Raw genomic sequence first — 15468 nt, 5'->3', positions numbered from 1 at the left:
CACAACCTGTCGGTTGGGCGAGTTGCTCGCCAAATGGTCAGATCGCGACCTGGCGCCCGATCTCCACGACCCGGTCGACGGGCAGACGAAAGAAGTCTGTCACCTGCGCAGCGTTGCGCTCCATGATGGCGAAGAGATTTTCCTGCCAGCGCGGCAGCCCCTTTCCGTCTTCCCTCGGCACGACCGTCTCGCGTCCGATGTAGTAGGTCACGTCATCGAGACTGATGTCGTATCCCCGCTCCTTCATGAGTTCGAGGATGGGCGGAATGTCCGGCCGTTCCATGAAGCCGTAATACACCATGGCACGCCAGAAATTATCGTCCTCCGTCTCCACCTGAAGACGGTGCTCCGGGTTCACGAACGGCACGGGCTCGATGGAGACGTGTATTACCACCACCCGCTCATGCAGCGCGCGGTTATGCTTCACGTGCCAGGCCATGACGGGCGGCACGCCCTTCTTCGAGCGTGTCATGAAAACGGCCGTGCCCGGTACTCGTGGAACGCCCCGCTCCTTGATTTCGGCGAGGAACTCGTGGATCGGACGATATCTTGAAACGAGCACGGCCATCACCGCGCGTCGCCCCGAATGCCAGACCCACATCAAGCCCGCGATAATGACGGCAAGCAGCAGAGGCACCCAGCCGCCGTCCAGCATTTTGGCCGAGTTGGCGATGAGGAAGGCGCAGTCGACAATGACGAAGCAACTCGCGAGCAGTGCGGAAAGCCGCGGATCCCAGCCGAGATATTCGCGCATCGCGATATAGAGTAGAAACGATTCCATCAGCATGGTGGCGGACACGGCGATGCCGTAGGCGGCGGCGAGGTTGTCTGCCTCGCGGAACGAGAGCGTCAGGCCGATGGTGATGACCATCATCGTCCAGTTCACGACGCCGATATAAATCTGGCCGAAGCCGAGCGCCGAGGTCTGCGTGATGTGGAGCCGAGGGAGCCAGCCGAGCTGGATCGCCTGCCTCGTCATGGAGAATGCGCCGGTAATGACCGCCTGACTGGCGACAATGGTGGCGACCGTCGCGAGGATGATCAGCGGGATCAGCAGGTCTCTCGGGCACAGCGCGTAGAATGTGTTCTCCGCGATCGCCGTTCCGTCGAGCACGAGCGCGGCCTGACCGGCGTAATTCAGCACGAGGCATGGGAAGACGATGAAAAACCAAGCCATCTGGATCGGACGCCGCCCGAAATGCCCCATATCCGTGTAGAGCGCTTCCGCCCCCGTGACGCAGAGGAATACCGCGCCGAGTATCAGGAAAGAGGTGAGGCCGCCTTCAAAGAGGTAATAGAGACCGTATGCCGGGTTTATCGCTGCCAGCACCGTGGGATTCTTCCAGATGCCGCCGATGCCGAGAACCCCCAGCGTCACGAACCAGACGAGCATGACCGGGCCGAAAAGGCGGCCGATCGTGGCTGTTCCGCGCGGCTGAACGAGGAACAGAAGCACAAGAATGACGATGGTTGCAGGCAGGATGTAAGGCTCGAAGCTATGTGCCTTGATCGCGAGCCCTTCGAGCGCGGACAACACGGATATCGCGGGCGTTATGACGCCGTCGCCGTAGATGAGGGCCGCCCCGGCGAGCCCCACGACGACAACGAAGGTTCGCGTCTGCCGCCGTCCGCCGAGCCCCTTGCGGCCGCCGCTCAAGAGCGCCATCAAGGCCATGATGCCGCCTTCGCCGTGGTTGTCGACGCGCATCGCCACGGCGATGTACTTGATCGACGTCACGATGATGAGCGTCCAGATGATGAGCGAAAGCGACCCCAGCACCATGGCGCGGTCCACGACCTGATGGCCGCTCGCGCCGAGCACGATCTTGAGCGTGTAGAGCGGACTTGTGCCGATATCGCCGAAGACGACGCCAAGGGCCGCTAGAGCCATGGCTTTCGTCTGCCCCTGAGGCATTGCCGCGACGCCCTGTGGCTCCGCGGCGACCTGTCCCTGGATATTCATCACCACCCGAGTTCTTTCGAATCCTCCACGAGCGGCGCAGCTTTATCAGGGATTAGAGCCGTGTGCATCGTCAATTTTCCGACGTGCCCGCTACCCATTCAAGGCGCCGCCACGACCAGCGCCCAGAACCTCCTGAATTTTGTGTCGGGCTTGTATTCGAACGCGATGCCCATGTGTCTCGCATCGGCAAGAAGAAGGTTCCGGCTGTGCGGTGCACTATTCTTCCAGCCTTCGATTATCTGCGCGACCGAGGCCTGTCCCGCGCCGATATTTTCGGCCGCGACGCGATATCGGTAGCCCGCCATGATCAGGCGCCTCCCGACATCCGCTCCATTGGGGCCGAGGTGGGACATCCTGCCGGTCGTCGCCATGTTTTTTGCGAGGATATGAGCGGCTTCGGTCGCGCGTGGCTCCAGCGAAAGCGAGGGCACACCTTGGGACGCGCGGTAGTCGTTTACGAGGCGCAGCGCTTCGTTCGGATCGAGGACGTCGGGCTGCTGTCCGATTCGCGCCTCGGGTGCTGCCGCCGCGTCTCCCGAACCGAACGCCGACGAGAAATTGGACCATATCCCGGAAAGCCCGGACCCTGAGCTTGAAGAGGTCGATGCCGAGGCTGGCTCTGCGGTCATCGCGGCCTTGGCCGGCTCCGCTTCGGAAAGGCTTCCACCGAATCCCGACATTGAAGGCAGCGCGCCCGTTGCGGCGCATCCGCCGAGGCTCGCGCAAAACAGCAATAAACCAAGAGTACGCCACATGACACCGGCCTCCGGAACGATGCCGATTATGTCAAATCGTGCTTAACAAACATTTGACCCCCCACCGGCAATTCGACCTATCCTGCGATCAAGACAATATCGTGGTGCCGCCGCAGACGCCCGGCGCTATCCGCTCGACAGGAAGGATCCCCCCGCGCAAGACAGCCTGCGCTCGCATGAATGCCTCATCGGTGTTAGACTAAATGACTTTAACTGGACCCGCGAAATTCATCATGCACAGACTCATCGACGGCGTTCTGCGTTTTCAAACTGAAATCCACGGCAAGCGACAGGAACTGTTCAACGAACTCGGCGAACGCCAGAGGCCCTTCGCCGTGTTTATCGCCTGCTCCGACAGCCGCGTCGTGCCGGAGTTGCTGACGCAATGCGACCCGGGCGATATTTTCGTTATCCGCAACGCGGGCAATATCATCCCCTCCTACGGCCCGTCGTCGGGCGGCGTATCCGCCAGCATCGAATATGCGGTTCAGGGCCTCGGCATTCCGAACCTCATCGTATGCGGCCATTCCGACTGCGGCGCGATGAAAGCCATCCTGCGCGAGGACAAGCTAGACAAGATGCCTGCTGTCGGTGCCTGGATCAAACACGCGGCCGCAGCAAAGGAGATCGTCGAGGCGCGGTTCTCGCCCGGGGAAGCCGAGAAGAAACGCCTGAATGCACTCGTGCATGAGAACGTGCTGTGTCAGCTCCGCAATCTTACGACGCACCCCTCGGTTGCGGCGAAGCTCGCGGCGGGCCAACTCAGCCTGCACGGCTGGGTTTACAATATCGACAGCGGGATGGTGGACACGTTCGACGCGGAAAGGCAGGAGTTCGTGACGCTGACGAGGGACTCGACCGCGCAGGCGACGCCGAAGCTCATGGTGCGGTACCAGACAAGGAAATAGCGTCGCCTTCGCTCGCGGAAAGTGACGCCGGGTCGGTGGCAATCCCTCCGCCCGGCCATAACTCCAACCTTAGTCGATGCCCTCCTTGTCGAGGCCGCCGATGTGGTACTGCGAGTAAAGCTCAAGTCCGAGTTTCTCGACGAGGCCGAGCTGCGTTTCGAGGAAGTCGATGTGCTCCTCCTCGTCGTGCATAAGCTCCTCGAACAGATCGCGCGAGACGTAATCCTGCACCGAATTACAGTACGTGGCGGCTTCCTGATAAAGCGAGCGCGCGCCGATTTCCGACTGGAGGTCGGCTTCCAGAACTTCCTTCACGGTTTGGCCGATACGCAGCGGGTCGAGCACCTGCAGGTTCGGGAAGCCGTCGAGGAAGAGGATGCGCGCGGTAAGCTTGTCCGCATGCTCCATCTCTTCGATCGACTCCTTGCGCCAGTACTTCGCAAGGGAGAGGAAGCCCCAATTGTCGAGCATGCGATAATGCAGCCAGTACTGATTGATGGCGGTCAGTTCGGATTTAAGGCCCGCGTTCAGATAGTCGATGACTTTGGGGTCGCCCTTCATTCTGTTCTCCGAGTGGTGAGGAAGGCGGACTGCGGTGTGAATCGCAACGCGATCATGAAGGAGAATCTCGGAAGGGGCGTTTCAAAATCAATGCTGGAAAAAGAATAACTCTAAACAGCTCACAGAAAATTCATCGGCGAGACATGGGCTTGGCCGACCAGGTCGCCGATCAGGCGACTTTCGCGACCTGCAATTGCTCCATCGGCTGCTCGGCGCGGCCTTCGTCCATCGCATCGCGGAGGGACCGCGTGCAGCGTCCACACTTCGCAGTGCAGCCGAAATGCCGATGCACCTGGCAGGGCGTGCGCGGCGGGTTCGGGCTCGACATCGACGACCGAACCGCCTCATCACTCAACACATTGCAAGAACAGATGATCATTGCGCCGTTTAACTTCATTTCACTTGCCCACAACCTATGAATAAGCAAGGAAACGACGCTTCGCAATAAAAATCACAATTTGTAATGATTCTAAGGCAGCGATACTCCAAACCCATCGAACCAAGACTGCCGTCAGGTGCAAAAGAAGCGAAATTATAATAATTCTAATTCGAGAAAGCCGATGACATCTTCGCAGTAGCCTGACCGGATGGAAGTTATCGCCAACCGCGCGGGTATTGAAAAATAATGGAAAATGACGGCTTTATTGAACCAACCCTGTCACAAAAATGCCGCGCGGGTAATGACCCGCGCGGCTCAATTGCAGCCAGAGACTCGCCAGGATTAAGCGCGTTCGTCCACGATGATCGCGGACGATGTGCCGAGAGCCGCCACGACAGCGCCCACGATGCCGCTTGCGTTCAGCCCCGCCGCCTCGTACATCGCCTCCGGCTTGCCGTGGTCGATATACATGTCCGGGAGCGTCAGCGGGCGCACCTTGAGGCCATGATCGAGCAGACCGTCGCGGGCGAGGAACTCCAGCACCTGCGAGCCGAAACCGCCGCACGAGCCTTCCTCGACGGTGATGAGCACCTCGTGATGGCGCGCAATCTGGCGGATGAGATCGTGGTCGAGCGGCTTCGCGAAGCGCGCATCGGCGACCGTGGTCGAAAGGCCCATCGCGGCGAGCTTGTCCGCGGCCTTCAGGCTTTCATGCAGACGCGTGCCGAGAGAGAGGATCGCAACGGTCGAGCCTTCGCGCACAATGCGGCCCTTGCCGAGCGGCAGAATCGAACCTTGCGCCGGCATCTCGATGCCATAGCCTTCGCCACGCGGATAGCGGATCGCGCTCGGCCGGTCGTCAATCGCGACCGAAGTCGCGACCATGTGCTTGAGTTCCACCTCGTCGGATGGCGCCATGACCACGAAATCGGGCAGGCAGCAGAGGAAGGCGAGGTCGAACGTGCCCGCGTGCGTTGCGCCATCGGCGCCGACAAGACCCGCACGGTCGAGCGCGAAACGCACCGGCAGATGCTGCACGGAAACGTCGTGAATAAGCTGGTCGTAGCCGCGCTGGAGGAAAGTCGAATAGATCGCGCAGAACGGCTTCAGCCCTTCGGTCGCCATGCCCGCCGCGAACGTCACCGCGTGCTGTTCGGCGATGCCCACGTCGAATGTCCGCTCGGGGAATTCCCTTTCGAACAGGTCGAGGCCGGTGCCGGACGGCATCGCCGCAGAGATCGCCACGATGGCGTCGTCCTTGCGCGCTTCCTCGACGAGACTCTGGGCGAACACCTTCGTATAGGCGGGCGCGGTCGCTTTGGCCTTGTCCTGCGCGCCGGTGATGACGTTGAACTTCGTCACGCCGTGATATTTGTCGGGTGCCTTTTCGGCCGGTTCGTAGCCCTTGCCCTTCTGCGTCACGCAATGGATCAGCACCGGGCCCTTGTGCGTCGAATCACGGACGTTGCGCAGCACGGGCAGCAGGATGTCGAGGTCGTGGCCGTCGATCGGGCCGACGTAATAGATGCCGAGTTCCTCGAACAACGAACCGCCCGTGAACAGGTGGCGCGTGAATTCCTCGGCGCGAGCCGCGCGGCGCTCCCAGATCTTAGGCAGGCGCTGCGCCATGTTCTTGGCTATGTCGCGCACCTTGAGGAAGGTTTCGGACGAGTGCATGCGCGCGAGGTAGTTCGACAGCGCGCCCACCGGCGGCGCGATGGACATGTCGTTGTCGTTCAGGATGATGATGAGCCGCGCGTCCATCGCGCCCGCGTTGTTCATGGCTTCGTAGGCCATGCCCGCGCTCATGGAACCATCGCCGATGACCGCGATGACGTTGCGGCCGCCATCCTCGCCCTTCAGGTCGCTCGCGACCGCCATGCCGAGACCGGCGGAGATGGAGGTGGACGAGTGCCCGGCGCCGAAAGGATCGTATTCGCTTTCCGAGCGCTTGGTGAAGCCCGACAGGCCGCCCGGCTGGCGCAGCGTGCGGATACGGTCGCGGCGGCCGGTCAGGATCTTGTGCGGATAAGCCTGATGACCGACGTCCCAGATGAGGCGATCATGCGGCGTATCGAAAAGATAATGGATCGCAACCGTAAGCTCGACAACGCCAAGTCCCGCGCCCAGATGCCCCCCCGTCACCGAAACAGCGTCGATCAGTTCGGTGCGAAGTTCGTCCGCGACCTGCGGAAGTTGATCGGCATCTAGCTGACGAAGGTCTTGGGGAAACTTGATCTTGTCAAGGAGCGGGGTACGGTTGCTGATTGTCACTTAAACACTTCCTTCAGAGTCCTTGGCCGGTAACGTATGCCGTTTGGGCCGCAAAGCCACGCAATTTTTCGTCGCAATTATGAAAGCTGGCGTCACATTTGCGTCGGTGCAACACGGCAACAGGATTGCGCATCCATTATGCCAGGGTCCATTTTGCTCTTTTCTTTAAATGAGGGTTGCCCACGCGAAAAAATTTTGGCCACATGGCAAGCCTTGGCGAAAAGCTGTTTTCACGGCAGCGCAATGTCTCTGCGGCATTAAACCTCGGAATCCAGAGGCGTCGTGCCCGTAGGCTGGCCCTGAGCGCCGAGTGTGATGCGCTCCACCTTCATCTCGGCGCGCTTCAGAAGCTGGTCGCAGTGAGCGCGCAGCGCCTCGCCGCGTTCGTAGATGTCGATCGATTGTTCGAGTTCGACATCGCCCCGCTCAAGACGGGTCACGATCTGTTCGAGTTCCCTCAAGGCCGCCTCGAAGCTCATCGCCTTGATGTCTTCCGAAGCAGAGCGTGTTGCCGCAGTCTGGGCGGAAGCCGGATCACCTGGCATTGCCATCCTCAAAACGATTCGAGAAGTATCTTGACATGCGTCGCCGCCGACTGGCCGAGCGCGTTGAGATCGTATCCCCCTTCGAGCACCGAAACGACCCGTCCTCCGCATCGTTCCCGCGCGACGTCCACAAGTTTGCGTGTCACCCAGGCGTAATCGGCCTCCGTGAGGTTCAAGTTCCCGAGCGGATCGGAGCGGTGCGCATCGAAGCCCGCCGAGATGATGACGAGATCGGGCGCGAACCGGCGCAACGACGGCAAGACGACGGACTCGAAAGCCTCGCGGAACTCATCGCTTCCGTCGCCGGCGCGAAGTGGGGCATTGCAGATATTTTCCGTCTCGCCGCGCTCCGTGATGCCGCCCGTGCCCGGAAACAGCGGCATCTGGTGCGTCGAGGCATAGAACATGTCTGCGTGGTTCCAGAAGATCGCCTGCGTGCCGTTGCCGTGGTGGACGTCGAAATCGACCACCGCGACGCGCTCCGCGCCATGCGCGGCCTTCGCATGGAAAGCCGCCACGGCTGCATTATTAAAAAGACAGAAGCCCATCGCCTTGGCGATTTCGGCGTGATGTCCGGGCGGCCGGGCGAGGCAGAACGCGTTCGTCGCGCGCTTCAGCATGACCTCGTCGACAGCATAGACAGCCGCGCCCGCCGAGCGAAGCGCCGCCTCCCAGCTTCCCGGCGACAGCATCGTGTCGCCGTCGTCGAGCGGCACAAGTTCCGTTTTCGGCTGATGGGTTTCGAGGAAGTCGAAATAGGCACGCGGATGGCAACGCACGATCTGCTCGGGCGTGGCGAGCGGCGCTTCGACCGTCAGGAGATCCTGAAAGGAGGGATGCGAAAGGGCGCGCTCGATGGAGCGGATGCGATCGGCTCGCTCCGGGTGCCATTCCCCCGTGTCGTGCTGGAGGAAAGAGCTATGTGTGACGAGAAGAGTGGACATGGCCTTCGGCTTAACCGGGTTTCTTGCCGACCAGCGCCTTCAGCGAGACAGGCGGCACGCTGTCTTCGGGTATAAAGAAGTCCGGCGCAAGGTCTTCACTTGGATCGATGCGATAATGGTCGAATTCTCGCTTGCCGTTCTCCCAGAGCAGAGTGTCATCGATGCAGAAATTTCCGGTGAACTCGCGCGACGGCTTCGTCAGAATGAGATAGGCCGCGTCGGCAAGGATGTCGGCCTTGCGGCTGGCGCGGATGAGGCTATCCCCGCCGAGAATATTCGCCACGGCGGCGGTGGCGATGGTGGTTCTGGGCCAAAGCGCGTTGACGGCGATCCCGTCGCGCTTCAGTTCCTCGGCGAGGCCCAGCACGTAGAGGCTCATGTTATATTTCGCCACGGTGTAGGCGACGTGGCCGCCGAACCAGCGCGGGTTCAGGTCGAGCGGCGGCGACAGCATCAGGATATGCGGGTTCTCGGCCTGCTTCAGATAGGGCAGCGCGGTCTTCGAGACGAGAAACGTCCCGCGCCCGTTGATCTGATGCATGAGGTCGTAGCGCTTCATGTCCGTCTGCTCGGTCGGCGTCAGGCTGATGGCGCTTGCGTTGTTGATGACGACATCGATGCCGCCGAAGTGCTTCGCGGCCTGATCGATGGCGGCCTGGACCTGATCTTCATGCCGGATATCGCACTGGATCGGCAGCGCCTTGCCGCCCGCCTGCTCGATCTCGGCGGCGGCGGTGAAGATCGTGCCGGGAAGCTTCGGGTGAGGATCGGAGGTCTTGGCCGCGATGGCGATATTTGCGCCGTCCTTCGCAGCGCGAAGCGCGATCGCCAGCCCGATGCCCCGGCTGCCGCCGGTAATAAAGAGAGTCTTCTTGGTGAGCGTTCCCATGACCACTGCCCTGCTTATCGTTCTTGTTATTGATGGATAACTTCATAGAGCGTCACGCTTCGGCGCCCTGAACGCGTCCGTCGTCCGTCACCGCGCGCTTTTCTGCAGAAACGCGAGAAACGCCTCCCTGGCTTCGTCCGATCTTACGCGCTCCAGAAAAAGCGCGCCCTCCTCCTGCATGCGGGCCTTGAGCGGTGCGGGATCGCCGCGAAGCAGGCGCTTCGCGATGCGCATGGCCTCGCGCGGCTTCCTCGCGATGGCTTCGGCGGATGCGCGCGCGGCGGCCTCCAGCTCTTCCGATGCGACGATGTGGTTGACGAGGCCCGCTTCCTTCGCCCGCTCCGCGCCGAACGGCACGCCCGCGACGAGCAACTCGAATGCACGCGCGTGCCCCATGGTGCGCGGACCGAGCAGGCTCGATCCCGCCTCCGGCAGAAGGCCGAGGTCGGTGAACGGCGTGTGGAACGTGGCGCGTTCGCTCGCGAACACGAGATCGCAATGGAACATCAGTGTCGTGCCGATGCCGATGGCCGGGCCGTCCACCGCTGCGAGAAGCGGCTTGTCGTGTTCGGCGAGGGCCTCGATCAGCGCATAGGCCGCGAGCATGCCGCCGCCCTGGCTTGCCGCGAGGAAGTCGGCCATGTCGTTGCCCGCGCAAAAGATGCCGGGATGACCGAGCACGAGCGTCGCGCCGATGTCGGCGTCATCGCGCGCCGTCTTGAGAGCATCGCCGAGCGCCGCATACATCGCCGCCGTGAGCGCGTTCTTCTTTTCCGGACGGTTCAAGCGGACGATCTGCACCGCGCCTTCGCGTGCGACAGTCACATGCTCTGCCATCGGCCTAGCGCTCCCCAAGCACTGCGCCGCCGCGCGCTACCGTTTCATGTGCGTGGATGACAGCATGTTTCAATCCACCTGTTTCGCCCATCAGACTTTCGGCGAAGTGCCGCGCTTCCATGACGACGGCCTCGGCGTTGCGGCCGTGGCTCTCCGCACCGCGCGCCGCGGCAAGCGCACCCTTGGCAAGCAGCGCACCGCCCGCCGCGAAGCCGAACAACCGCTGGAAGGATGTCGCGCCTGCAAGCACGGCCCCGCGGTTCTCCGCGAACTGGCGCGTGAGCCAGCCGCCCGTTTCTTCGAGCGCGGAGATGCTCTCCCAGAGGCATTCACCCGTGTGGCCGAACGCGCTCTCGTTCGACCCGGTCACTTCGCGCGCGGTTTCTTTCAGCCCGGCGAGAAAGGTGCGGAAGGTCTCGCCGCCCGCGAGCGGAAGCTTGCGCGTGACGAGGTCGATGGCCTGAATGCCGTTCGTGCCTTCGTAGATCGGCGCGATGCGGGCGTCGCGGTAGTGCTGCGCCGCGCCCGTCTCCTCGATGTAGCCCATGCCGCCATGGACCTGGATGCCTTCGGACGCCGTTTCGACGCCGAAATCTGTCGAGACGGCTTTTGCAATGGGCGTCAGCAGCGCCGCTTCGTTCGCCGCGCGCTTTCTTTCGGCCGCGTCCGCCGCGCGGTGGCTGATGTCGATGGCGACCGACGTTGTGTAGGCGATGGCGCGCGCGGCCGATGTTTTCGCCTTCATGTTGAGCAGCATGCGCGCGACATCTGGATGCTCGATGATGGCGACGGACGCATCCGCCGCGCTGTCCTCGGCCGCGCCCTGCCTGCGGTCGCGCGCATAGCCGAGCGCCTGTTGGAACGCGCGCTCGCCGATGCCGACACCCTGGATGCCGACACCGAGGCGCGCCTCGTTCATCATGGTGAACATGGCTTTCAGGCCGCCGTTCGGTTCGCCGACGAGCCAGCCCGTCGCGCCGCCTCGGTCGCCGAAGTTCATGACGCAGGTCGGGCTGCCGTGGATGCCGAGCTTGTGTTCGAGCTTCGCTGCGACGACATCGTTGCGCTCGCCGAGCGAGCCGTCCGCGTTCGGGATAAATTTCGGCACCACGAAAAGCGAGATGCCCCTGGTGCCGAAAGGCGCGTCGGGCAGCCGCGCGAGCACGAGATGGATAATATTATCCGTCATCGGGTGCTCGCCATAGGTGATGAAGATCTTCGTGCCGGTGAGCTTGTAGGTGCCGTCGCCCGTGGGCACGGCGCGCGTCTTGAGGAAACGGAGGTCGGAGCCCGCCTGCGGCTCCGTGAGTTGCATCGAGCCGGTCCACTCGCCCGAAATCAGCTTCGGCAGATATTGCGTCTGAAGGGGTTCGGAGCCGTGCGCGATGAGCGCGTGAACGCCCGCCTGCGTGAGGAGCGGATTGAGGCCGAACGCCATGTTGGCGCCGTGCCACATCTCGGCGACCGCCATGCCGAGCGAGACGGGCAAGCCTTGTCCGCCATGCTCCTTCGGCGCGGTGAAGCTGGCCCAGCCCGCCTCGACCCACTTCGCGTAGGCTTCCGTGAAGCCGTCGGGCATCACGACCTTGCCATCCACGAGCCGCGCGCCCTGCGTGTCGCCCGCGCGATTGATCGGCGCAAGCTCTTCGTTCGCGAAGCGCGCCGCCTCTTCGAGAATGGCCCGCGCCGTATCCATGTCGAGGTCTTCGAAAAGGGCGCCGTCGATCAGCCGGGAGAACCCCGCGATGTGGTCGAGCGCGAATGCGATGTCCGCGACGGGAACGCGATAGGTCATGGCACCTCCAGGCTGTAACGGCGGGGTCGGCACGCCCATTCGTTTTTGCTGTTTTGCACGGGCGCAAGATGAATACCTTAATCTGAAATGCACTCCCGTAAAACAGAATCGCTCCAGAACAAGGTAACAACGATGGTCGAGAACGCCGACGGAACGGCGAATCGGGAAGGCGGCGCGCATCCTGCGCTCGGGCGGCCCTTTCGCTCGTCCCGATTTTCCACCGCGCTCCCAGAAAGTACGGCTCATCCGTGGAGAATTGCGTGCGTCAAGTTCTGCGAAATGGCCGCGCTATAGCTGCGGGGATGTCGGAACGGGCAGAGGTCGAAAAGCAGTAGACCGCTCCGGATCAGGATACGGGAAGCTTGACCTTCAGTCTGGAAGCTGTTCGCGCCGGCCACACACTTCGAGAGTCTTTGTTTGCTTCAACGATCATTTGCGACCCTTCGCTATCGACACCTGTGATGAAGGCTCGCCTCAAGCGCGGCCTGTTCTCATCGCTTTCTTCGCGTCCGGACGATAGCAACGCGGAATTCTGTTGATGAAAAGCCACTCGCTCTGGAAATTCAAATGTGATGGGGATAATCATCGCCCACCCTGTTTACTTGGCTGTGCTCACGCCCACTCGGCGCCGATGGAGCTAACGAAATGTCTGCTGTTAAAAAACTGTTGAAAACGGTGATGACTGAGCGGCAGATCATGATGCTCCGCGCTCATCGCCGCCTTCGGGATAGCATTAATCGTGTGCCGTCCAAGGCGCGCAACTGTAACATTTGCGGGTTTGAGGGCCTTTTCGATCTTGCCGGATGGCCACTTCGGATCGATGCCAATTGTCCGCGATGCGGGAGCCTGGAGCGGCATCGGCTTTTCAGATTATGGTTGGCCAATAACATCGACGCCGTTCGGGATCGAGACGTGCTGCATTTTGCTCCCGAAGGCTTTGCTACCGGCTTCTTGAAGCCTCTCGCGCACAGCTACGTCAACGCAGATCTGGAAATGGGGCGTGCCGATATTGTTCTGGACATTGAAAAGATCGATCTGGCTTCATCGAGCCTGGATACTGTTATTTGCTCCCACGTTCTTGAACATGTCGATGATCGCAAGGCGCTAGCGGAGTTGTTTCGTATTCTTAGGCCCGGCGGACTCTGCATTCTGATGGTTCCGCTTGTCGAAGGCTGGGATACGACATTCGAAGACCCCAACATCAAGGATCCGAAGGGCCGTGCGATCTACTTCGGCCAGGACGATCACGTCCGCTATTATGGCGCGGATTTCAGAGATCGAGTACGCGATGCGGGCTTCACATTAACCGAGTTCACCGCGGTTGAGCCGTTCGTGACCCGGCACGCTCTCCAGCGAGGGGATAAGGTTTTTGTCGCGCGTCGCCCAGATTAGAAGGTGTGGTTGCCGGGCGAAAAGCGGCGTTTGGCCGGTTCTGTGAGAGGTTGCGCGCTATCAATCCAAAGCCGTAAGCTTCGCCACGACCTTCCCCGGATTGAGCACCCCGCGCGGGTCGAACGCCGCCTTGATGCCCCGCAGCAGCGCCATCTCGGCGGGTGACTTGATCGCCGCCAGCGCGTCGGCCTTCATGCGGCCGATGCCGTGCTCGGCGCTGATCGAGCCGCCATATTTCAGCACGATGCCGTGGACCAGCGCCTGCATCTCGTCCCAGCGGGCGAGGAATGCGGCCTTGTCCGCAGCCGCATCGCCGCCCACGGGCTGGCTCACGTTGAAATGGATGTTGCCGTCGCCGAAATGGCCGAACGGCACGGGCCGCGCGCCGGGAACGAGCGCCTCGACGGCGGCGGTTGCCTCGGCGATGAAGCGCGGAATGAGCGCGACCGGCACGGACACGTCGTGCTTGATGCTGCCGCCTTCGTATTTCTGCGCCTCGACGATCCCTTCGCGCAGGCACCAGAAGGCGCGCGCCTGCGCATCCGAAGCGGCAATAGCGGCGTCGGCAACGGTGCCCGCTTCCATCGCGGCTTCGAGGATCGACAGCGCCGCGCGCTCGGCCACGCCGTCGCCCACCGGAGAGGAAATCTCGATCACCGCATACCACGGATAGCGCGCGGCCAGCGGGTCGCGATGCCTCGGGATGTGTCGGAACGCGAAATCGAGGATCGCGCGGGGCATCAGTTCGAACGCGGTGAGCAGCGGCCCCGCGCCTTCGCTCGCCTGAGAGAAAAACGCGCCCGCCGCGTCGAGCGAGGGCAGGCCGACGAAGGCGGTCGCGACATCGGCCGGGCGCGGGAACAGCTTCAGCGTCGCCGCCGTGATCACGGCAAGCGTGCCCTCGGACCCTACAAGCAGGCTCTTCAGGTCGTAGCCGGTGTTGTCCTTGCGAAGCGCCTTCAGCCCGTGGATTACCGCGCCGCCGGGCAGCACCGCTTCGAGGCCGAGCACGAGATCGCGCATATTGCCGTAGCGCAGCACATGCATGCCGCCCGCGTTCGACGCGATGTTGCCGCCGATTTGGCAGGAGCCTTCCGAGCCGAGGCTCAAGGGAAACAGGCGGCCCGCATCGGCGGCGGCATACTGCACGGCGGCGAGCGTCGCGCCCGCCTCGACGGTGAGGGTGTTGCCCGCCGCGTCAACATCGCGGATGCGGTTCATGCGCGAAAGGCTCAGGATGATTTCGCCGCCAAACGGCACCTGCCCGCCGACGAGCCCCGTATTGCCGCCCTGCGGCACGATGGCGATGCGCTCCTCATGGGCGAGATGCAGGATAGCGGAAACCTGCTCGACGGTCGCCGGGCGCAGCACCAGCGGCGACGCGCCGTGATACAGGTCGCGCGGCTCCTGCGTGTAAGGCGCGATGTCGGACGGTTCATCGAGCGCGCCATGCGGCCCCGCGAGCGAGGCGAACTTCGCGGCAAGGCCGGGCGTCAGCGGTTTGAGACCGGCCGGCGGCGTCGGATCAGGTTGCACGCGCGCCGCCCTTCGGTTCAACGGCGCCCGCTCGTCTTTCGCCTTCGAGCGCCTCGAACTGCGCGAGAAACGCTGCTTGCGCCGCCGACGCGTCCAGCGGTTCGGGGTGACGCAGCACATCCGGCCAGTCGACACCGAGCGCGTCCGGGTCGCCGAAGCACGCGAGCGCGTCGGCAACAGCGAAGCCTGCAAGCTCCGTCGCCTCGAAGAACGCGGCAATCTTGTCGGCGCGCTTGATCGCCTGCGTGACGCCCTGGGCAAGCTCCGGCGGCAGGCCGAAGCGGATATGCACCGCGCGCTGGATGCGCAGTTCGAACAGCTTGTAAGTCTGGCCCATCGCCGCCTTGAACGGGCTGATGAGATCGCCCACCACATATTCCGGCGCGTCGTGCAGCAACGCGGCCATGCGAAAATGCGGCCCGGCGGCAGGCTTCACGAGCGCCGCGACCTGCTCCACCAGCACGCAATGCTGCGCGACGGAGAAGGCATGCGCGCCCTTGGTCTGGCCGTTCCAGCGGGCGACGCGGGCGAGCCCGTGCGCGATGTCGCCAATCTCGATGTCGAGCGGCGAAGGGTCCAGCAGGTCGAGGCGGCGGCCCGAAAGCATGCGCTGCCACGCGCGGTTCTGGCGGTGCACGACGAGCGGCCGGGGAGCGTGTTTTTGCTGCATCGCGAATCCTTTTCGGGGGC

The 15468-nt window shown here is 62.7% G+C and carries 14 protein-coding genes; 2 read left to right on the top strand and 12 right to left on the bottom strand.

The features are described from left to right. Positions 1-37: 37 nt before the first annotated feature. A complete protein-coding gene (locus KKP04_RS01765; protein WP_215025740.1) occupies positions 38-1963 on the bottom strand; it encodes a potassium transporter Kup in 1926 nt (641 codons plus the stop codon). Between the two features lie 98 nt (positions 1964-2061). Further along, positions 2062-2592 (bottom strand): CAP domain-containing protein, encoded by a 531-nt coding sequence (locus KKP04_RS01760; protein WP_215025737.1) that lies wholly within the window; start codon positions 2590-2592, stop codon positions 2062-2064. 359 nt (positions 2593-2951) lie between these two features. Between KKP04_RS01760 and KKP04_RS01755 the strand changes: the two genes are divergently transcribed. Next, positions 2952-3626 carry a carbonic anhydrase gene (locus KKP04_RS01755; RefSeq protein ID WP_215025734.1) on the top strand — a complete coding sequence of 225 codons (675 nt, stop codon included), beginning with the start codon at positions 2952-2954 and terminating at the stop codon, positions 3624-3626. Positions 3627-3695: 69 nt separating this feature from the next. Here the strand turns inward: KKP04_RS01755 and bfr are convergent, their stop codons facing one another. The 8 genes from bfr to KKP04_RS01715 form a co-directional block, all read right to left on the bottom strand. Continuing rightward, the gene (bfr, locus tag KKP04_RS01750) at positions 3696-4187 is read right to left on the bottom strand and encodes a bacterioferritin (RefSeq protein WP_215025731.1); all 492 of its coding nucleotides are present in this window, start codon (positions 4185-4187) and stop codon (positions 3696-3698) included. A gap of 169 nt (positions 4188-4356) precedes the next feature. Continuing rightward, entirely contained in the window at positions 4357-4515 is a 159-nt protein-coding gene (locus KKP04_RS01745) for a (2Fe-2S)-binding protein (RefSeq protein WP_251133840.1), read from the bottom strand. 393 nt (positions 4516-4908) lie between these two features. Then, complete coding sequence (dxs, locus tag KKP04_RS01740; protein WP_215025725.1) at positions 4909-6840, bottom strand: 1-deoxy-D-xylulose-5-phosphate synthase; 1932 nt, start codon at positions 6838-6840, stop codon at positions 4909-4911. Positions 6841-7097: 257 nt separating this feature from the next. Next, on the bottom strand, positions 7098-7385 hold the full coding sequence (locus KKP04_RS01735; protein ID WP_215025722.1) for an exodeoxyribonuclease VII small subunit: 288 nt from the start codon (positions 7383-7385) through the stop codon (positions 7098-7100). An 8-nt stretch (positions 7386-7393) separates the two neighbouring features. Next, complete coding sequence (locus KKP04_RS01730) at positions 7394-8329, bottom strand: histone deacetylase family protein (RefSeq protein WP_215025718.1); 936 nt, start codon at positions 8327-8329, stop codon at positions 7394-7396. Between the two features lie 10 nt (positions 8330-8339). Next, positions 8340-9218: an NAD(P)-dependent oxidoreductase gene (locus KKP04_RS01725; protein WP_215025715.1), complete on the bottom strand. Its 879-nt coding sequence runs from the start codon at positions 9216-9218 to the stop codon at positions 8340-8342. A gap of 87 nt (positions 9219-9305) precedes the next feature. Further along, on the bottom strand, positions 9306-10055 hold the full coding sequence (locus KKP04_RS01720; protein WP_215025712.1) for a crotonase/enoyl-CoA hydratase family protein: 750 nt from the start codon (positions 10053-10055) through the stop codon (positions 9306-9308). Between the two features lie 4 nt (positions 10056-10059). Next, positions 10060-11850, bottom strand: a complete 1791-nt coding sequence (locus tag KKP04_RS01715) for an acyl-CoA dehydrogenase family protein (protein WP_215025709.1) — start codon at positions 11848-11850, stop codon at positions 10060-10062. 645 nt (positions 11851-12495) lie between these two features. Between KKP04_RS01715 and KKP04_RS01710 the strand changes: the two genes are divergently transcribed. Then, a complete protein-coding gene (locus KKP04_RS01710) occupies positions 12496-13242 on the top strand; it encodes a class I SAM-dependent methyltransferase (RefSeq protein ID WP_215025706.1) in 747 nt (248 codons plus the stop codon). A 60-nt stretch (positions 13243-13302) separates the two neighbouring features. Here the strand turns inward: KKP04_RS01710 and KKP04_RS01705 are convergent, their stop codons facing one another. After that, the gene (locus tag KKP04_RS01705) at positions 13303-14778 is read right to left on the bottom strand and encodes an FAD-binding oxidoreductase (RefSeq protein ID WP_371818680.1); all 1476 of its coding nucleotides are present in this window, start codon (positions 14776-14778) and stop codon (positions 13303-13305) included. Beyond that, positions 14768-15448 carry an HD family hydrolase gene (locus KKP04_RS01700; protein WP_215025704.1) on the bottom strand — a complete coding sequence of 227 codons (681 nt, stop codon included), beginning with the start codon at positions 15446-15448 and terminating at the stop codon, positions 14768-14770. The genes KKP04_RS01705 and KKP04_RS01700 overlap by 11 nt, the downstream gene beginning before the upstream one ends. Between the last annotated feature and the right edge of the window lie 20 nt (positions 15449-15468).

Origin of the sequence: Rhodomicrobium sp. Az07, assembly GCF_018619475.1 — a bacterium.
Lineage (GTDB): Bacteria > Pseudomonadota > Alphaproteobacteria > Rhizobiales > Rhodomicrobiaceae > Rhodomicrobium.
This window is presented reverse-complemented; position numbering and strand designations above follow the sequence as displayed.